At 69.7% G+C, this 18,511-nt stretch carries 18 protein-coding genes; 8 read left to right on the top strand and 10 right to left on the bottom strand.

Annotation, left to right across the window (positions count from 1 at the left end; translation table 11 throughout):
• Nucleotides 1-76 precede the first annotated feature (76 nt).
• Nucleotides 77-1,069, bottom strand: a complete 993-nt coding sequence (locus DMB80_RS26580; protein WP_111512565.1) for a thiamine pyrophosphate-binding protein — start codon at nt 1,067-1,069, stop codon at nt 77-79.
• A gap of 20 nt (nt 1,070-1,089) precedes the next feature.
• Entirely contained in the window at nt 1,090-2,745 is a 1,656-nt protein-coding gene (locus DMB80_RS26575; protein WP_111512564.1) for an FAD-binding dehydrogenase, read from the bottom strand.
• A gap of 76 nt (nt 2,746-2,821) precedes the next feature.
• Between DMB80_RS26575 and DMB80_RS26570 the strand changes: the two genes are divergently transcribed.
• Together DMB80_RS26570 and DMB80_RS26565 are read left to right on the top strand one after the other, a co-directional pair.
• Nucleotides 2,822-3,637: an HAD-IIA family hydrolase gene (locus DMB80_RS26570; protein WP_111512563.1), complete on the top strand. Its 816-nt coding sequence runs from the start codon at nt 2,822-2,824 to the stop codon at nt 3,635-3,637.
• 37 nt (nt 3,638-3,674) lie between these two features.
• Entirely contained in the window at nt 3,675-4,148 is a 474-nt protein-coding gene (locus tag DMB80_RS26565; protein WP_111512568.1) for an SRPBCC family protein, read from the top strand.
• Here DMB80_RS26565 and DMB80_RS26560 read toward each other — a convergent pair.
• The 3 genes from DMB80_RS26560 to DMB80_RS26550 form a co-directional block, all read right to left on the bottom strand.
• A complete protein-coding gene (locus DMB80_RS26560; protein ID WP_046366570.1) occupies nt 4,137-5,837 on the bottom strand; it encodes a DEAD/DEAH box helicase in 1,701 nt (566 codons plus the stop codon). The two genes, DMB80_RS26565 and DMB80_RS26560, sit on opposite strands and share 12 nt — an antisense overlap.
• A 91-nt stretch (nt 5,838-5,928) precedes the next feature.
• Nucleotides 5,929-6,426 (bottom strand): cupin domain-containing protein, encoded by a 498-nt coding sequence (locus DMB80_RS26555; protein ID WP_111512567.1) that lies wholly within the window; start codon nt 6,424-6,426, stop codon nt 5,929-5,931.
• Between the two features lie 10 nt (nt 6,427-6,436).
• On the bottom strand, nt 6,437-7,336 hold the full coding sequence (locus DMB80_RS26550; RefSeq protein WP_111512562.1) for an SDR family NAD(P)-dependent oxidoreductase: 900 nt from the start codon (nt 7,334-7,336) through the stop codon (nt 6,437-6,439).
• Between the two features lie 99 nt (nt 7,337-7,435).
• Here DMB80_RS26550 and DMB80_RS26545 point away from each other — a divergent pair, with 99 nt between their 5' ends.
• The 3 genes from DMB80_RS26545 to DMB80_RS26535 are packed head-to-tail and all read left to right on the top strand — an operon-like array spanning nt 7,436 to nt 9,906.
• Entirely contained in the window at nt 7,436-7,990 is a 555-nt protein-coding gene (locus tag DMB80_RS26545) for a TetR/AcrR family transcriptional regulator (protein WP_111512561.1), read from the top strand.
• Nucleotides 7,991-8,032: 42 nt separating this feature from the next.
• Nucleotides 8,033-8,902, top strand: coding sequence for a cytochrome c oxidase assembly protein (locus tag DMB80_RS26540; protein WP_111512560.1), 870 nt, complete (start codon nt 8,033-8,035; stop codon nt 8,900-8,902).
• Entirely contained in the window at nt 8,899-9,906 is a 1,008-nt protein-coding gene (locus DMB80_RS26535) for a VWA domain-containing protein (protein ID WP_111512559.1), read from the top strand. The genes DMB80_RS26540 and DMB80_RS26535 overlap by 4 nt, the downstream gene beginning before the upstream one ends.
• Here the strand turns inward: DMB80_RS26535 and DMB80_RS26530 are convergent, their stop codons facing one another.
• Nucleotides 9,907-10,914 carry a VWA domain-containing protein gene (locus DMB80_RS26530; protein WP_111512558.1) on the bottom strand — a complete coding sequence of 336 codons (1,008 nt, stop codon included), beginning with the start codon at nt 10,912-10,914 and terminating at the stop codon, nt 9,907-9,909.
• A 241-nt stretch (nt 10,915-11,155) separates the two neighbouring features.
• Here DMB80_RS26530 and groL point away from each other — a divergent pair, with 241 nt between their 5' ends.
• Nucleotides 11,156-12,781: a chaperonin GroEL gene (gene groL / locus DMB80_RS26520; protein WP_046366849.1), complete on the top strand. Its 1,626-nt coding sequence runs from the start codon at nt 11,156-11,158 to the stop codon at nt 12,779-12,781.
• Between the two features lie 139 nt (nt 12,782-12,920).
• Here the strand turns inward: groL and DMB80_RS26515 are convergent, their stop codons facing one another.
• Nucleotides 12,921-14,234, bottom strand: a complete 1,314-nt coding sequence (locus tag DMB80_RS26515; RefSeq protein WP_111512557.1) for an MFS transporter — start codon at nt 14,232-14,234, stop codon at nt 12,921-12,923.
• Nucleotides 14,235-14,323: 89 nt separating this feature from the next.
• On the opposite strand from DMB80_RS26515, the gene DMB80_RS26510 reads away from it, so the two are divergent.
• Entirely contained in the window at nt 14,324-15,313 is a 990-nt protein-coding gene (locus DMB80_RS26510; protein ID WP_111512556.1) for a zinc-binding alcohol dehydrogenase family protein, read from the top strand.
• 3 nt (nt 15,314-15,316) lie between these two features.
• Here the strand turns inward: DMB80_RS26510 and DMB80_RS26505 are convergent, their stop codons facing one another.
• On the bottom strand, nt 15,317-17,071 hold the full coding sequence (locus DMB80_RS26505) for an N-acyl-D-amino-acid deacylase family protein (protein WP_111512555.1): 1,755 nt from the start codon (nt 17,069-17,071) through the stop codon (nt 15,317-15,319).
• A gap of 22 nt (nt 17,072-17,093) precedes the next feature.
• On the opposite strand from DMB80_RS26505, the gene DMB80_RS26500 reads away from it, so the two are divergent.
• Nucleotides 17,094-17,498 carry a VOC family protein gene (locus DMB80_RS26500; protein WP_046365568.1) on the top strand — a complete coding sequence of 135 codons (405 nt, stop codon included), beginning with the start codon at nt 17,094-17,096 and terminating at the stop codon, nt 17,496-17,498.
• Here the strand turns inward: DMB80_RS26500 and DMB80_RS26495 are convergent.
• Both DMB80_RS26495 and DMB80_RS26490 read right to left on the bottom strand, forming a co-directional pair.
• The gene (locus DMB80_RS26495) at nt 17,479-18,093 is read right to left on the bottom strand and encodes a class I SAM-dependent methyltransferase (RefSeq protein WP_240431403.1); all 615 of its coding nucleotides are present in this window, start codon (nt 18,091-18,093) and stop codon (nt 17,479-17,481) included. The two genes, DMB80_RS26500 and DMB80_RS26495, sit on opposite strands and share 20 nt — an antisense overlap.
• Nucleotides 18,086-18,511, bottom strand: a 426-nt coding sequence (locus DMB80_RS26490; RefSeq protein ID WP_338043897.1) for a glycosyltransferase family 2 protein, incomplete at its 5' end; no start/stop codon positions are given. The genes DMB80_RS26495 and DMB80_RS26490, both read right to left, overlap by 8 nt.

Here is an 18,511-nt window from a genome sequence, read left to right as displayed (position 1 = left end):
GTTTCACGTTGGACTACCGCAGTCGCCCGCACGTCCGGTTGAGCGCCGACGCCGTCGCGAGCGGCACGCAGGTGTTCTACGGCACCGACACCGCCGCCAGGACGTCGGCTGTGTCGGTGCCGTAGAACACCTGCGTGCCGCTCGCGACGGCGTCGGCGCTCAACCGGACGTGCGGGCGACTGCGGTAGTCCAACGTGAAACCTGCTGTGGTGACGTCTGTTTCGGTCAGGTCGCAGCTGATCAGCAGGTCGGCGTCGCGGAATTTCTGCTGCGCCCGCTCGGAGCCGGGCAGCAGCCCGAGGTACAGCGAGGCGTCCGGGTCGGCGGTGTGCGCCGCGGGGACGGTGCAGGTGTATGGCACGCCGTGCGCGGCGCAGAACGCCTCGATTGCGGGCATAAGTCCCCGGCGGACCGCGGGCAGGTCGATCACGAGCAGTGGCGTGCGCGCCCCGGCGAGTGCCTCGCTCAGCACGGCTGCCGCCTCCTCGGACGCCGTCGAACCGTCCGGGGTCCCCGGGTCCAAAGGTTCTGTCGGAACGGCGATCTCGACGTGGCTGAGATCCGACGGGAGTTCGAGACGCACGGGCCGGCGGGTGCGGAGCGCGGTCAGCAGCGCATGGTCGATGACCTCGACCGCGGTGTGCGGTGTGATGGTCTCGGTGTAGGCGGTGAATTCGGCGAAGGCCCGGTGCACGTTGCGGTATCCGCCGTCGAGCAGGCTGTGATGGAGCCGTAGACCGTCGCGGGTGGCGTGCAGCGGTGGGGACCCCGACAGGTGGATCAGCGGAATGTGCTCGCAGTAGGCGCCCGCGACGCCGTTGAGTGCGCTGAGGCAGCCGACCCCGTAGGTGGTGAGCAGAACGCCGGGCCGGCCGCCGCGGGCATGCCCGTCCGCGGCATAGGCGGCATTGAGTTCGTTGCAGGTGCCGACCCAGGAGAGGTCGGGATCGGCTTCGATCTGTTCGAGGAACGACATGTTGTAGTCCCCTGGCACGCCGAAGACGTGCGTGGTGCCGATGTCGCGCAGCCTGCGCAGCAGGAACTCGCCGATCCGTTGGTGTGTGCTCATGACTTCCCCGTTCCCCTCTGTTACCCGCGGCCGATGGTGCGGCCCGCAACTCGCCCGGTGAACAGGCAGCCGCCGACGAAAGTGCCTTCCAGGGAACGCTGTCCGTGCACGCCTCCGCCGCCGAACCCGGCGGCCTCACCCGCGGCGAACAGCCCGGCGATCGGTGTGCCGTCCTCGCGCAGCACGCGCGCATCGGTATCGGTGAGCAAGCCGCCCAGCGTCTTGCGTGTGGTGATGCGCAACCGGACCGCGATCAGCGGCCGGTGCCGCGGATCGTCGATGGGTGAAGGCACGGCGATGCGGAACCGATCGGGCAGGTAGCGGCGCGCGTTGCGGATCGCCGCGAACTGCGGGTCCTTGCTGTAGGCGTTGACCGCCTGCGCATCACGGGCACGGATCTCGCGGGCCACCACCTGCGGGTCGACCGGCGCCACGCCGGGCACGGCGTTCATCCCGTCGACCAGCTCGGCAACCGACGACGCGGTGACGAAGTCTTCGCCCTCGTCGAGGAATCGTTGCCACAGAGGCGAGATTCGCGGTCGCACAGTGCCTTTGGCGGCAAGCCACGGGTGTCTGCCGGTGACTGCGGGGTTGAGTTCCTGACCCGACATCCCGAATTCCTTGCGGAAGATCTCGCTGTTCATGATCAGCCATGAGTGGCCGAATCCGGAGGCGACGACGTGCCGGACCGCGCCCACGGTGTCGAAGTTCGGGTACAGCGGCGGCGGGAAGCGCACCCCTGCACCGTCGAGCCACAGCGCGGAGGGGCCTGCGGTGACATGGATCCCGTGATCGGCCCAGACGGGGTCGATGTTGCGCACCCCGTCGGGGTAGAACCACAACCGGTCCTCGTTGGCGACCGCCGCCCCTGCCCGCCGGGCGGTGTCGAGCATGTGACCGTCGACGTAGGCGGGGTTGCCGCACAGCATGTCCGTCGGCTCGGAACCGAAACTGCGCGTGAACAATTCACGGACCCGCTGCGGGTTGCCGCCGACACCGCCGGTGGCCAGGAGCACCGCAGGCGCGTGCAGGACGAACTCGCCGACCGCATCTCGCGTCGATGCGGCGCCGCGCGGGCCTGCCGCGGCGGCCAGGCGCGTCCCCCGCACTCCGGACACCGCGCCGCCGTCGAGCAGGATCTCCTCGACCCGATGCCGGTGGAGTCGCCGAATGCGGCCGGCGGCGACGGCCGACCGCACCCGGGCGGCGAAGATCTCGACGAGCCCGGGCCCCGTACCCCAGGTGATGTGGAACCGCGGCACGCTGTTGCCCGAGCCGAGCGCGCCGTGCCCGCCGCGCTCCGGCCACACCGGCAGGGGGTAGGCGCGCCAGCCGAGCCCGCGCAGCCAACGGCGCTTCTCGCCGGCGGCGAACTCGACATAGCGGGCCGCCCAGCGGCGGGCCCACAGGTCTTCTGGACCGTCGGTGAACTCGGCCGAACTCCACCAGTCGCGCAACGCCAGATCGGGGGAGTCCTTGATGCCGAGGCGGCGCTGCTCAGGGGTGTCGACCATGAACAATCCGCCGTAGGACCAGAAGGCCTGACCGCCCTCGTCGGCCGGGCCCTGCTGATCGCACAGGATGACCGACCGCCCCGCCTCGGCGATCTCGGCCGCCGCCACCAACCCGGCCAGACCGTGACCGATGACGATCGCGTCCGCCGACTGGGTTGTCATTGCGTCGAACCCTAGTGTGAACCGGCACGCAGGGCCTACGGGTTGCGCACATCCGGCGGCCGTTTACTGTCGCACCATGGCGATCGGTGGAGTGCTGTTCGACATCGACGGCGTGCTGGTCACCTCGTGGCAACCGATCCCCGGTGCGGCCGAGACGCTGCGCACGCTCAACGAACATCAGGTGGCGTGCGCGTATCTGACCAACACCACGACCAGGACGCGGGCCCAGATCGCCGAGCTGCTGACCGACGCGGGCATGGCGGTGCGCGCCGACGAGGTGATCACGGCCGCGGCGCTGACCGCTGACTACGTCCGCGACCGCTATCCCGACGCGCGCTGCTTCCTGGTCAACAGCGGGCAGATCGGTGAGGACATGCCGGGCATCGACCTCGTCTACTCGACCGACTTCACCGGCCCGCAGGCTCCGGAGGCGCCGGACGTGGTGCTGCTCGGCGGGGCGGGACCCGAATACACGCACGAGACGCTGTCGTGGGTCTACGACTGGATGGCCCAGGGTGTGCCGGTGGTCGCGATGCACCGCAGCACCGCGTGGACCACCACCGACGGGTTGCGCGTCGACACCGGCATGTACCTGATCGGCATGGAGGAGACATCCGGGCGCAAAGCGATCGCGGTGGGCAAGCCGGCGCCCGAGGGCTTCCTCTCCGCGGCGGGCCGGCTCGGCGTCGACCCCGACGAGATGTACATGGTCGGCGACGACCTGAACAACGACGTGCTCGCCGCGCAGGTGGTGGGGATGACAGGCGTGCTGGTGCGCACCGGCAAGTTCCGACAGGACACGTTGGACCGTTGGGCCGCAGACGAATTCGCGATGCAGCCGAACCACGTCATCGATTCGGTGGCAGACCTGCCGGCGCTGCTCGGGCTCTGAAGCGATGACTTTCGCGCGGTCGCGGGGTCTCATCCTCATGACCGACACTCTGATCCTCACCATCGACGTCCACGCTGAGCCCGCCGCGGTGTTCGCAGTGTTGGCCGACCCCGCCAACCACCCCGCGATAGACGGGACCGGCTGGCTGCGCGAATCTCTAGACCCCGGTCCGGTGACCGGTGAGGGGCAGATCTTCCGGATCCGGATGTACCACGACAACCATCCCGACGGGTACTACGACATGGCCAACAAGGTCATCGCGTTCGAAGCCGACCGGACGGTCGCCTGGGAGCCCGGGCAAGCCGGCGCCGACGGTGAGCTCGAATTCGGCGGGTGGACATGGCGTTACGACCTCGAAACGGTCGGGCCCGGGCAGACCCGGGTGCGCCTGACCTACGACTGGTCGCGCGTGCCGGCGCAGTTGCGCGAGCACATCACGTTCCCGCCGTTCCCGACCAGCTACCTGGAGGGCTCGCTGCAGAATCTGTCGACCCTGGCCTCAGGCCGTTAACTCCCGCTGCAGCACGCGGATCGCCTCGATCCGCTCCTTCAGCTGATCCCGGGTCGCCGCGGCGACCGGCGGACCCCCGCAGCGGCGGCGCAGCTCGTTGTGGATCCAGCCGTGCGGCCGGCCGGTGCGGTGGTGCGCCAGCGAGACCAGCGTGTTGAGCTCGCGGCGCAACTCGCGCAGCTGACCGTGCGTCGTCGTCGGCACCACGGCACCCGATTCGGTGCGCTTCTGCAGCTGTTCGTCCTGGCGTCGGCGCAGCAGGTCGCGCATCGCGTTCGCGTCGAGCAGGCCGGGGATGCCGAGGTAGTCGGCTTCCTCGTCGCTGCCCGCAGGCGTCGCGGTCCCGAACGAGGCGCCGTCGAAGATCACCTGGTCCAATTCGGCGTCGGCGCCGAGGTATTCGATCTTGCCCTCGCCGTCGTCGGGCTCGTCGCGCTTCTGCTCGGCCAGCTCGGCGTCGAGCGGATCGTCTTCGGTCTCGCGGTGCGGCTTGCCCAGCACGTGATTGCGCTGGGCTTCCATCTCACTGGCGAGCATGAGCAGGTTCGGCACCGACGGCAAGAAGATGCTCGCCGTCTCACCGGGCCGGCGCGACCGCACGAAGCGCCCGATCGCCTGGGCGAAGAACAGCGGCGTCGACGCGCTCGTCGCGTACACGCCGACCGCCAGGCGCGGCACGTCGACACCCTCGGACACCATGCGCACCGCCACCAGCCACCGCGACGTGTCCGCGGAGTACTGGGAGATGCGATCCGAGGCGCCCTTGTCGTCGGAGAGCACCACGGTGGGTGCCTCGCCGGTGATCGTCAGCAGCAGATCGGCGTAGGCACGGGCGGCGGTCTGGTCGGAGGCGATGATCATGCCGCCGGCGTCTGGCACGTGCTGGCGCAGGCCGCGCAGCCGGGTGTCGGCGGCGGCGATCACCGCGGGCATCCACTGACCGGCCGGGTTCAGTGCGGTTTTCCACGCCCGCGCCGTCTGCTCGGCGGTCAACGGCTCGCCGAGCCGGGCCGCATGCTCCTCGCCGGCACTGTCGCGCCAGCGGGCCTCCCCGGAGTAGGCCATGAACATCACCGGCCGGACCACGCCGTCGGCTAGGGCGTCGGAGTAGCCGTAGGTGTGGTCGGCCTTCGACCGCTGGAAACCGTCCGGTCCGGTCTCGTAGGTGACGAACGGGATCGCGCTGTCGTCGCTGCGGAACGGCGTCCCGGTCAGCGAGAGGCGCCGGGTGGCGTCGTCGAACGCCTCCCGGATCGCGTCACCCCAGCTCTTGGCGTCACCGCCGTGGTGGATCTCGTCGAACACGACGAGTGTCTTGCGGTTCTCGGTGCGCACCCGGTGCCGCGACGGGTGGCTGGCCACCTGGGCGTAGGTGACGACGACACCGTGGTACTCCGACGACGTCTGGGAGTTGGAGTTGGAGAACTTCGGATCGAGCGCGATGCCCTGACGGGCCGCGGCCTGGGCCCACTGGACCTTCAGGTGCTCGGTCGGCACCACGATCGTCACCGCCTCGACGGTGCGCTGGGCCAGCAGCTCGGCGACGATGCGCAGCGCGAACGTCGTCTTTCCGGAACCGGGCGTGGCGACGGCCAGGAAATCGCGCGGCTGCGCAGACAGGTATTTGACCAGCGCCCGTCGCTGCCAACCGCGAAGCGTGGGGGTGCTGGGCGCTGCATCAGCCCGCACCCACGACTCCTTTCGACCGAATCGCAGTCTATGGCAAGCGCTTCCGCGATCGCATCCGACGCGGCGTGTCAGGGCCCGGCGTGTCTGGCGCCTACTCCACGAAGTGGTTGTCGTTCTCGGCGAACCACTCGCGGCGTTCGTCCTCGGTCAGCTCGCCGAGCTGGGCCAACCCCTCGAAGTAGTGCTCCCGCGGCGCGCCGGGGGCGAACAGCATCAGCATCGTCGCGGGTTCGTCGGCCCGGTTGCCGAACCCGTGGATGCCGCCCGGCGGGACGTAGAGGAAGTCTCCCGCCCCGCCGTCGGTCCACTGGCTGCCGTCGTACAGCGACACGGTGCCGGACAGGATGTAGAACGCCTCGCTCATCCCGCGGTGGTAGTGCGGGCCGGGACCCCCGCCGCGGGGCGCGATCTGCACCCGGTACAGGCCGTAGTCGCCGCCGGTGTCGCCCTGGCTGGCCAGGTAGTGGTACTGCACCAGCCCGAACGCGTCGTAGTCCGGCGCCGCGTCTCCGCGCTTGAGCCACGCGCCGACCTCGGGCTCGTCCGCGGTGTAGCGAGGCGGAGGATAGGGCGGCACGACCAGCGACATGAGCGCCACGCTAGACCGGGAAGGTGACTCCGGTGAGTTCTTCGGAGACCGTCCACAGCCGCTGCTGCTGGGCAACGTCGTAGGACAGCGCGTTCGAGGCGACGACGACGGGGTTGCCGCGCTGCTGACCGATGCCGTCCGGCCCGTAGTACTGACCGCCGAGGACGCCGGGGTCGGTGGCGGCGCGCAGCGACGGCAGGGCGCCGCCGTCGGGCTTCTGGGCGAACAGCAGCGGCGCAGCTGCCAGGAAGGCGCGCTCGACCGGGCGCGGGAAGCTTCGGGCCAGCTCGGTGGTGGCGGTCCCGGGGTGAGCGGCGACGGCGATCGTCTTGCCGCGTGGGGCCAGGCGCCGCTCCAACTCGTAGGTGAACATCAGGTTGGCCAGCTTGGACTGCGTGTAGGCGCCCATGCGGCTGTAGCTGCGCTCCCACTGCAGGTCGTCCCAGTGGATCGCGCCGCCCATCTTGTGACCGTTGCTGCTGACCGTGACGACCCGGGAGCCGGGCACGTCGACGATGTTGGGGAGCAGCAGCCCGGTGAGCGCGAAGTGTCCGAGGTGGTTGGTGCCGAACTGCAGCTCGAAATTGTCTTTCGTGGTGCCCTTGGGCGTCGTCATCACGCCTGCGTTGTTGATCAGCAGGTCGATGCGGTCGAACCGGCTCTTGAGGGCATCGGCGGCGTCGCGGATGGAGGCGAGCGAGGTCAGGTCCAGCTCCTGGACCTCCACGGCGCCGTCGATGCGGGCGGCGGCCTGCTTGCCCTTGTCGGTGTTGCGGACTGCGATGACGACGGTCGCGCCCTTGTCCGCCAGTGCCTTGGCGGTCTCGAACCCGAGGCCGGTGTTGGCGCCGGTGATGACGGCGACGCGGCCGGACTGGTCGGGGATGTCGGCGGTGCTCCATGCGGTCATGACGGGTGCTCCTAGTATGAGTGGAAACGGGGCGAACGCCCCGGTTGATCACCACTATACGGAACGTGCGCCCCGCTTAGTGCACCAGGGAGGTGACGTATGACACGGCCCTTACGCGCCGACGCCGCGCGCAACCGCGCGCGGGTGCTCGAGGTCGCCTACGAGACCTTCGCCGCGGAGGGGCTCGCGGTGCCGATCGACGAGATCGCCCGCCGAGCGGGCGTCGGCGCCGGCACGGTCTACCGGCACTTCCCGACGAAGGAAGATCTGTTCCGCGCCGTCGTCGACGACCGCATCCGCGGCATCATCACCTGGGGTCGCGCGCTGCTCGACGACGTTGCGCCCGGCGACGCACTGTTCACGTTCCTGCGCACCCTGGTCCTGAAATGGGGGGCCACCGACCGGGGCATGAGTGAAGCGCTGGCCGGCGCCGGTGTCGCGGTGGAACCAGGTGTCCCCGAGGTGGAGGACGAGTTCCTGGCGATGCTCGCAGAGTTGCTGCGCGCCGGGCAGGACGCGGGGACGGTGCGCGGCGAGATCGGCGTGCCCGAGGTCAAGGCACTATTGGTCGGGCTCCAGGCGATGCAGGGCTACAACAGCGAAGCCGCGACCAGGGTCATCGACGTCGTGCTGGACGGCCTACGCGCCAGCTGACCCACAGGTCGCCGACAGGTCGACGGCGCATAGTGGCCGACTATGAGTGCGGCGACCGTGCCACTGACTTGGTCGACGGCGCTGTCCAGCTGGCAGTGGAACAGCACCGCAGTGGCATGCGCGCTGGCGGGAGGCGTCGGATACGCGCGGTGCTACCGGAGGTCCCGCGCCCGGCTCACCCGGGCGAATGCCATGTGCTGCGCCGTCGCGGTCGGCCTGTTCGTCGTCGCGACGATGAGCATGGTCGGCGTCTACGCGCCCGTGCTGTTCTGGGTGCGGGCAGTGCAAGTGCTGCTCCTGCTGATGGTGATCCCGTTCTTCATCGCGATGAGTCGACCGATCACGGCGCTGCAGATGTCCCCCGCGGGCCCCGCCGCGCGGCTGCTGCTGCACCCGGCGACGACGTCGGTGGCGATGCTCGCGCTGCCGTGGCTGTTCTATCTGACGCCGTGGTACCGCGCCGCACTGCGCTATCCGGCGGTGATGGAGCTGACCGGCTTGCTGATGCTGATCGTCGGCTTCGGCTACTACTACGCGCGGCTGCAGACTGATCCGGTGCCGCGGCGCTACACGCAGCTGCTCTCGCTGGTCATCAGCATCGTCGAGTCCCTCGGCGACGGCGTGCTCGGACTCGTGCTGTGGCTCGGACCGCTGATCGCCGCCGACTACTACCACCGTCTCGGCCGGCACTGGGGTCCGTCGATGCGCGTCGACCAGTCGATCGGCGCCGGTGTGCTGTGGCTGGTCGGCGATGTGCTGGGCGTGTTCTTCGTGCTGGTGCTGATGAGGTTCTTCGCCACCGACGAGAAGCGGCACGCCACGGTCGTCGATGCGGAACTGGAGGCCGAACCCGGGTCCGGCCTGTGGTGGGAGAACGACCCGCAGTTGCGCTCTCGAATGGGTCGCTCGTGACCATCCCGCTGCTCGGCACGCTCTCCCTGCGCGGCTTCACGCACGCGTGGTTCTTCCTGGTGCTGGCCGCCGTACTGGCGCTGCTGGCGGCGTACGTCGTCGCGCAGCGCCGTAAGCGCCGGCGGGCGTTGCGCTTCGCGAACTTCGACCTGCTCGCCGCGGTCAGCGTGCCGCGGCGGCGCCGATGGCGACATGTGCCCGCAGCGCTACTGCTCGCCTCGCTGGCGCTGCTCACCACCGCGATGGCCGGCCCCACCGACAACGTCCGGGTCCCCCGCAACCGGGCCGTGGTCATGCTCGTCATCGACGTGTCGGAATCGATGTCGTCGACCGACGTGGCACCGAACCGGCTGGCTGCGGCGAAAGAGGCCGGCAAACGCTTCGCCGACGAACTGACCCCCGGTATCAACCTGGGTCTCGTCGAGTTCGCCGGCTCGGCGACGCTTCTGATGGCGCCGACGCCCGACCATGCGGCGGTCAAGGCGTCGATCGACACGCTGAAGGTCGCCGAGCGCACCGCGACGGGGGAGGGACTGTTCACCGCGCTGCAGGCGGTCGCCGCGACCGCCGACGTGCTCGGCGGCGGTGACGGCCCGCCGCCGGCCCGCATCGTGCTGGAGTCCGACGGCAAGGAGACGGTGCCCGCCGACCCCGACCAGCCGCGCGGCGCGTTCACCGCGGCGCGGGCAGCCAAGGAACAGCACGTCGCGATCTCGACGATCTCGTTCGGCACGCCCGATGGCACCGTCACGCTGGGTGGCACGCAGGTCCCGGTGCCGGTGGACGACTCGACCCTGCAGACGATCAGCGAGATCTCCGGCGGAGAGGCGTTCCACGCCAGCACGCTGGACCAGCTCAACCACGTCTACGACACGCTGCAGAGCATCATCGGCTACGACTCCGTGCCTGCAGATGCCAGCGCGCCGTGGGCGCGGTTGTCGGTGCTGATCCTGGTGGCGGCGCTGGGAGCCGCCGTGGTCGTCGACCGCCGGCTGCCCAGGTAGCTAGACCGGCAGCCGGCGACCGATCACCAGGGCGAGCAGCGCACCGGCGAAGGCCAGCACCGCACCCAACCGCAGCCATCCTGTGCTCGCCGGCCCGCGCTCGGTCTGGTAGCCGAGCTGGTCATCGACCTCGTCGAAGGCCTGATCGAGGTCGTCGACGCTCGCCGCTGTCGATGTCTGACCGCCCGAGAGCTGGGCGACGGTCTTCATCATCTGGTCGCCGACGGGGACGGGCACCGACTGGTCGCCCATCGCCACATGGCCCTGGGGCGTGCCGAACGCGATCGTGGTGACGGGAACGCCGGCCGCGCGGGCGGCCCGCGCCGCGGTGTAGGCGCCCTGCGGGGCGTCCGGCTTGTCGGGGTGGTTCTCCTCGCCGTCGGAGAGCACGACGATGCGCGCGGGCGGGGTCTGATCGTGAGGGCCGCCGAGGACGGCGTTGACGGTCTGGATGGACTGCAGGGCGGCGAAGATGGCCTGCCCCGTCGCGGTGCTGTCGGCCAGCTGCAGCTTGTCCAGCGCCGCGACGGTCAGCTGGTGGTCGGGGTTGGGTGCGACGAGGACCTCGGCACTGCCGGCGAACGAGATGAGGCCGAGGTTCACCCCGGGCGTCACGTGGCGCGCGTAGTCGGAGGCGGCCTGTTCGGCGGCCTGCAGGCGCGTCGGCGGGACGTCGGTGGCGCCCATCGACCGCGACACGTCGATCACGAGCATGACGACGGCGCGGTTGCGCGGCACCCGGATGTCCTGGCTCGGCTGCGCGACCGCGAGGGTCAGCGGCACCAGCGACAGCAGCAGCAGCGCCGCCGGGAGGTGGCGAAGCCGGGGCCCTCGCGGAGGCGGCAGCGACGCCGAGGGTGCCGGGGCGAAGCGGGCCAGCCGCCGTCGCCGACGGCGCGCGGCGACGACATAGGCCACCAGCAGAACGGCCGGGGCGACGAGCAGCATCAGCCACCCCGGGCTCTCGAAGCCGGACAGCGACAGCGGACCCAGGCCGGGGACAGTCACCGGCCCAGGGTGGACCGCCCGGCTGGCAGGCAGCTGTGGTCGATTTCGCTGCGCGCTGAGAGCCTTGCACTCGCCCAGGTCGAGTGCTAAGAATGCAGTTGGCACTCGCGACCGGCGAGTGCTAGGTCGGGACAGTGAGGCCGGGGCCGCATTTCCGCGAGCACATCCCCAGCCGTCCGTCGCGGGCACTGCGCCTGACCAGCAAGACGTGCATCCCCAATCCCGGAGGAAACACTTCGCAATGGCCAAGACAATTGCGTATGACGAAGAGGCCCGTCGCGGCCTCGAGCGGGGCCTCAACGCCCTCGCCGACGCGGTAAAGGTGACGTTGGGCCCCAAGGGCCGCAACGTCGTCCTGGAGAAGAAGTGGGGCGCTCCCACGATCACCAACGATGGTGTGTCCATCGCCAAGGAGATCGAGCTGGAGGACCCCTACGAGAAGATCGGCGCAGAGCTGGTCAAGGAAGTCGCCAAGAAGACCGACGACGTCGCGGGTGACGGCACCACCACCGCCACCGTGCTGGCCCAGGCGCTCGTGCGCGAAGGCCTGCGCAACGTCGCCGCCGGCGCCAACCCGCTCGGCCTGAAGCGCGGCATCGAGAAGGCCGTCGCCAAGGTCACCGAGACCCTGCTGGCCTCGGCCAAAGAGGTCGAGACCAAGGAGCAGATCGCTGCCACCGCCGCGATCTCGGCCGGTGACAGCCAGATCGGCGAGCTCATCGCCGAGGCCATGGACAAGGTCGGCAACGAGGGTGTCATCACCGTCGAGGAGAGCAACACCTTCGGCCTGCAGCTCGAGCTCACCGAGGGCATGCGCTTCGACAAGGGCTACATCTCGGGCTACTTCGTGACCGACGCCGAGCGTCAGGAAGCGGTCCTCGAGGACCCCTACATCCTGCTGGTCAGCTCCAAGGTGTCGACCGTCAAGGACCTGCTGCCGCTGCTGGAGAAGGTCATCCAGTCGGGCAAGCCGCTGCTGATCATCGCCGAGGACGTCGAGGGCGAGGCCCTGTCGACCCTGGTCGTGAACAAGATCCGCGGCACCTTCAAGTCCGTCGCCGTCAAGGCCCCGGGCTTCGGTGACCGCCGCAAGGCGATGCTGCAGGACATGGCGATCCTCACCGGTGGCCAGGTCGTCAGCGAAGAGGTCGGCCTGTCGCTCGAGACCGCCGACGTCTCGCTGCTGGGCAAGGCGCGCAAGGTCGTCGTGACCAAGGACGAGACCACCATCGTCGAGGGCGCCGGTGACTCCGACGCCATCGCCGGCCGCGTCTCGCAGATCCGCGCCGAGATCGAGAACAGCGACTCCGACTACGACCGCGAGAAGCTGCAGGAGCGCCTGGCCAAGCTGGCCGGCGGTGTTGCGGTGATCAAGGCCGGAGCTGCCACCGAGGTGGAGCTCAAGGAGCGCAAGCACCGCATCGAGGACGCCGTCCGCAACGCCAAGGCTGCCGTCGAAGAGGGCATCGTCGCCGGTGGCGGCGTGGCCCTGCTGCAGTCGGCTCCGTCGCTGGAGGAGCTCAAGCTCACCGGTGACGAGGCCACCGGCGCGAACATCGTCCGCGTCGCGCTGTCGGCCCCGCTCAAGCAGATCGCCTTCAACGGTGGTCTGGAGCCCGGCGTCGTCGCCGAGAAGGTCACCAACTCGCCTGCCGGCACCGGCCTCAACGCCGCCACCGGTGAGTACGAGGACCTGCTCAAGGCCGGCGTTGCCGACCCGGTGAAGGTCACCCGCTCGGCGCTGCAGAACGCAGCCTCGATCGCGGCGCTGTTCCTCACCACCGAGGCCGTCGTCGCCGACAAGCCGGAGAAGGCCGCCGCACCTGCCGGCGACCCGACCGGTGGCATGGGCGGTATGGACTTCTAAGAAGTCACCTTCGAGAGGCCCGGTCCCGTTCGCGGGGCCGGGCCTTTTCGTGTGTGGGCGAAGCTGCGCGAGTGTGCAGTCTCATCCGCCCGTCTCGGTGAGTCGCGAATGAAACCGCACACTCGCGGCCCACGCTCGGCTAGAGCTCCCGCAGCGGCGTCGGCTTCAGCGCCAACGTCGCAGCCACGCTGATCATCGCGGTCAGCACCAGATAGCCGCACGCCAGCCACGGCGAACCGCCTGCTGCTCCGATCAGCGCGGTCAGGATCAGCGGGGTCAGGCCCGAGGCGAACACGCCGGAGAGTTGGTAGACCGTCGACAGCCCCGTGTAGCGGATACGGGCCGGGAACAGCGACGCGTACAGCGAGCCCTGCGCACCGTAGAACAGCGCGTGCACGACGCCGAACACCACCAGCATCCCGACCGCGTACAGCGCGATGTCCCCGGTGCCGAACAGCGCGAAGACCGGGAACACCGCGAGCCCGTACGCGGCGATGCCGATCGCGTAGATCCGCTTCGGGCCGTAGCGGTCGGCCAGCCGACCCGAGACGGGCAGCAGCACCGCCATCAGCAGGGCGGCGGCGGTGACGGCGATCAGCACGGGCACCTTCTCCAGCTTCAGCGTGCCGGTGGCGTAGGCGATGGCGAAGACGCCCCAGGTGTTGAACGCCGCGCCCTCACCCCACCGCGACAGCATGCCCAGCACGGTCGAGCGCAGCGCAGGCGGCCGGAACACTTCGCGCACCGGCACTGCGGCACGCTCGTCGCTGTCGCGGACCTTCTCGAACGCGGGTGTCTCGCTGGCTTTGAGCCGCACCGCGACGCCGAAGATCACCAGCACGATGCTGAACAGGAACGCGATGCGCCACCCGTAGGCCAGGAACGCCTCGTCGGGCAGTGCTACCTGCAGCAGGGCGAACACGCCGGTGCCCAGCGCGAGTCCGAGCGCGAGGCCGACCTGGGGGATGCTCCCGAACAGTCCTCGTCTGCGGACCGGACTGTGCTCGACGGCCAGCAGCACCGCACCCGCCCATTCGCCGCCGAGGGCGAAGCCCTGCACGATGCGAAGCAGGAGCAGCAGGATCGGGGCCAGCACGCCGATCTGCGCCGCCGTCGGCAGCACACCCATCAGCGCGGTCGCCCCGCCCATCAGCAGCATGGTCAGCGCCAGCGTCTTCTTGCGGCCGATGCGGTCGCCGATGTGCCCGAACACGAACCCGCCGATGGGCCGGACCACGAACCCGACGGCGAACGTCGCGAACGACAGCAGCGTCCCGACGAAGGTGCTCTGGTCGGGGAAGAACGCCCGGTTGAAGACGAGGCTGGCCGCCGTGGCGTAGAGGAAGAAGTCGTACCACTCGATCGTCGTGCCGACCAGGGACGCCCACAGCGCTGTGCGTGCAGCTGGCGTGACGGGTTCGGTCGCCGAGTCGGGTGAGGCGGTGACAGTCACGAGGATCCATCAGCGCACGTCGCCGTGCCGGGCACAACGGTTGTGATCGGCATGGATGAAAGTCGGCGCGGCTGAGGTTCACTGTCAGAATGGACACGATGACGGCGATCGGCGCGTTCGCCCCCTCCACCGACAGCCTGCGTGACATCACGATCGCCGTTCCGAGTGTGCGGCCCCGCGACGTGTTGGTGCGGGTGCACGCGATGTCGGTCAACCCGGTCGACGTCAAACAGCGCTCCGCTCTCGAGCCCTCGGACGAGCCGAAGATCTTGGGGTACGACGCCGCCGGTGTCGTGGAGGCGGTCGGTTCGCAGGTGACAACGCTGTCGGTGGGCGACGAGGTCTGGTACGCCGGGGACATCACCCGTGCCGGCAGCAACGCCGAACTGCAGGCTGTGGACGAGCGCATCGTCGCGCGCAAGCCGGCGTCGCTGTCCTTCGCCGAGGCGGCCGCGCTGCCGCTGACGACGATCACCGCGTGGGAGTCGCTGTTCGACCGGTTCGGGCTCACCGCTGACTCCACGGGCGATCTTCTGGTGCTCGGCGCCGCCGGGGGCGTGGGCTCGATCATGATCCAGCTCGCCAAGGCGCTGACGGGGGTTCGGGTGATCGCGACCGCGAGCCGCGACGAGTCCCGGGCCTGGGCGCAACGGATGGGCGCCGACACGATCGTGAACCACCACCGTCTGCGGGACGAGGCGCTGGCCGCCGTGCCCGGTGGCGTCGACTATCTGTTCTCCCCGCATTCCGCCGGCAACATCGACGACTACGAGGCGATCGTCAAACCCTTCGGCCACATCACCGCGATCGACGATCCACCGAGCCTCGACGTCACCGGTCTGAAGGCGAAAAGCATTGCGTGGCACTGGGAGCTGATGTTCACCCGGGCCATGTTCGAGACGCCGGACATGATCGAGCAGCAGCGGCTGCTGACCCGCGCGGCCGAACTCGTCGATCAGGGCACGTTGAGCACCACGGTGACCAAGACCATCACCGACTTCTCGGCGGCCGGACTGGCCGAGGCGCACCGCGACGTCGAATCGGGCCGGATGACGGGCAAGGTCGTCGTCACCCGCTGACGGTCACCCGCTGACGGGCGCCTCCCGCCGCCCTCTGATCAGCGTGCCCGGCCGGGCGTCGGTGGGCGCACCGTTCTCCGCGATCACCTGCCCGGAGACGATGGTGGCGACGTAGCCGTCGGCGCTCTGGTCGAGCCGGCGTCCGCCGGCCGGGAGGTCGGCGACGACGACGGGCCGGTGCAGTCGCAGCGCGTCGGCGTCGATCACGTTCAGGTCGGCCTTGTAGCCGACGGCGATGCGACCGCGATCGGCCAGGCCGGCCACCGACGCGGGCACGGAGGTGAGCTCCCGCACGGCTTCTGCGACGGTGAGCCGGCCCGCCGGCCGGTCCCGCACCCAGTGCGTCAGCATGTAGGTGGGAAAGCTTGCGTCGCAGATCATTCCGTAATGGGCACCGCCGTCGCCGAGGCCGAGGACGACGTCGTCGCGGCGGATCAGCTCGGCCACGGTGTCGAGCGAGCCGTCGCGGAAGTTGGCCAGGGTCACCAGCAGCATGGCGTGGCCATTGTCGTCGAGCAGGCGGTCGTAGGCTTCTTCGGCTGGGCTGACGCCGCGGGCCCGCGCCCGGGCGCCGATCGAATCTGATTGTGCCGGTTCGTAATTCGGAGGGTCGCCGAGCGGGAACATGTAGTTCCACGCTTGCGCGGCGAACATCAGCGGATGCCCGTCCGCGGCTGGGTGGTCGTTCAGGATGCGTTCGCGCACGTCGGGTTTGCGCATCTCGGCGACCCGCTCGGCCAGCGGCAGATCCGCGATCGCCTGATAGGACGGGTACATCACGAACGGGTTGCCCGACAACTCGAGGCCGAGCACCAGCCCGATGGGGCGCGGGAAGATTTGCGCGGTTACTCGAGGACCGCCGGCCCCGACGTTCTCGTTCGCTTTTTCGACCATGCGCAGCGCGTCGAGGAAGAACGGGTCACCGGCATTGCCGATGGCGAGGGTGAACGTGACGGGCAGCCCGACGTCGGCCGCCACGTCGAAGACCGTGCGCAGCGCCGGCTCGTAGTCGCCGGCCATCAGATCGGGCACGAACTGGATCAGTCCGCCGCCGGCGTCGTCGACGCCCCGTGCGATCGCCTCGATCTCGGCGTACCCGGCGTCGTAGCTCGGAATGGGCTGACCGCTTTCGGATTTGTGCAACGTCAGCCGTGACGATGCGAACCCCAGCGCCCCGGCCGACACGGCCTCGGCGGCCAGCTTGCGCATCATCGCCAGGTCTTCGTCGGTGGCGGGTTCGCGATCGACGCCTCGGCGGCCCATCACGTAGACCCGCAGCGGCGAGTGCGGCAGGAACGCCGCGACGTCGATGTCGCGGGGACGCGCATCCACGGCGTCGAGGAACTCGGGGAATGTCTCCCAGTGCCACGGCAGCCCGTCGACCATGACCACGCCCGGGATGTCCTCGACCCCGGCCATCACGTCGACGAGGACGTCGTGGTCGTCGGGTCGGCACGGCGCGAAGCCGACACCGCAGTTGCCCATCACCGCGGTGGTGACGCCGTGCGCCGACGACGGTGTCAGCCGGTCCGACCAGATGGCCTGACCGTCGTAGTGGGTGTGCAGGTCGACGAATCCGGGGGTGACGAGCAGACCGGTGGCGTCGATCTCCCGGGTGGCCGGTCCCGTGACGTCGGGTCCGACCGCAGGTCCGATCTCGGTGATGACGCCGTCGCGGATCGCCACGTCGGCGACGAAGGGTTCCCCTCCCAGCCCGTCGACCACGGTCCCGCCGCGAATGATCAGGTCGTATGTCATAGCTCGAATGTACGGTGAGGGCGTGATCGACCACTTCGGAATCAACTGCGTGCATTGGGAAGAGTCGAAGTCGTTCTACGACAAGGTCCTCGGGGTACTGGGCTACACCCGGCAGATGGACTTCGAGGCCGCGATCGGCTACGGCGCCGACGGCCATCCCTCGTTCTGGATCGGCGACGCCTCGGTCGGCGACGTGTCAGGCCCGAACCGCGAGATGCATCTCGCGTTCGTCGCCAAGGATGCCGAATCCGTGCAGGCGTTCTATCGGACCGCGCTCGCTCTCGGCGCGGAGCCACTGCACGAGCCGCGGATGTGGCCCGAGTACCACGACAACTACTACGGGGCGTTCGTGCGTGACCCGGAGGGCAACAACGTCGAGGCCGTGTTCCACGGCGGCGGTCCGGACGTCAGCGGCCCGCCGGTGTGATCCAGCGCCACTGGCCCTTCGACCACGGTTCGGCGCCGTCGAGTGTGTCCGCGACGGCCTGCACCACGCCGGGCCACTGCCACTCGTCGTAGTCGTCACCCGTCAGCCATCCGCCGGGGCGGACTTTCGGCAGCCACGCGGTGATGTCGGCGCACACGCTCTCGTAGTCGTGCCGCGCGTCGAGGTGCACCCAGGCCAGTGACTCGTCGGCGAACAGACCGGCTGCGGCGATCGAATCGCTGATCAGGAGCTGCACCTGGTCGGCGGCGCCACAGGCGATGACGTTGCGGTGCAGCAGGCCGGCCAGGGTGCCGCCGCCGTGGTCCACCGCGGGGGCGTGCGCATTGGTTCCGCCGCGGCCTTCGGGCCCGCTGCCGCGGGCGGTGTCGACGCCGACGATCACAAGGTCGCGATCGCGGGCGAGTTCGGCGAGCGAGCAGATGCTGCGGCCCAGGTAGCAGCCGACCTCGACGATGCGGTCGCCGGCGCCGAAGTGTGCGACGGCCTCCTCCTGCCCGGAGCGCCACTGGAACCAGCCGGGGATGTCTTCCCACGACCGCACCGGCTCGTCGAACCCGGCCATCGGATCAGGCATGTGTAGCCACCGTTCTCTCGGTCATCTCGATCTGGTCCTCGCGGCGGACGATCAGCCCGTCGTGTTCGAATGCGTCCAGCCAACCCGTCATCGGCCAGCGACCCCAGCGGCGCCGGAAGACCCGTGCGTTCGCCACGATCGCCGCCACGTGCTCGACGGGCGGATCGGAGACCCGGTGGTGCTGGTGGTAGGCGTGCGCCCCGCCCACCCACATCATCGGAATACGTTGCGCCGCAGCGGTTGCCCCGACATCAGTGTCCTCACCGCCGTAGCCCACGTAGTCCTCGCAGAATCCGCCGAGCCGAGCCCATGTGGCCGCGGAGCAGGCGAATGACAGCGACCAGAACAGGTCGTGGTTCGGTTCGGGCTGTAGGACTCCGGGCGGCGGGGCCGGCCGGAGTCCTACAGCCCGAACCGA

It is taken from the genome of Mycobacterium kyogaense, from assembly GCF_003254575.1.
Classification (GTDB): domain Bacteria; phylum Actinomycetota; class Actinomycetes; order Mycobacteriales; family Mycobacteriaceae; genus Mycobacterium; species Mycobacterium kyogaense.
Note: the sequence above shows the minus strand (reverse complement) of the source record. Positions and strands in the feature narration are given on the sequence as shown.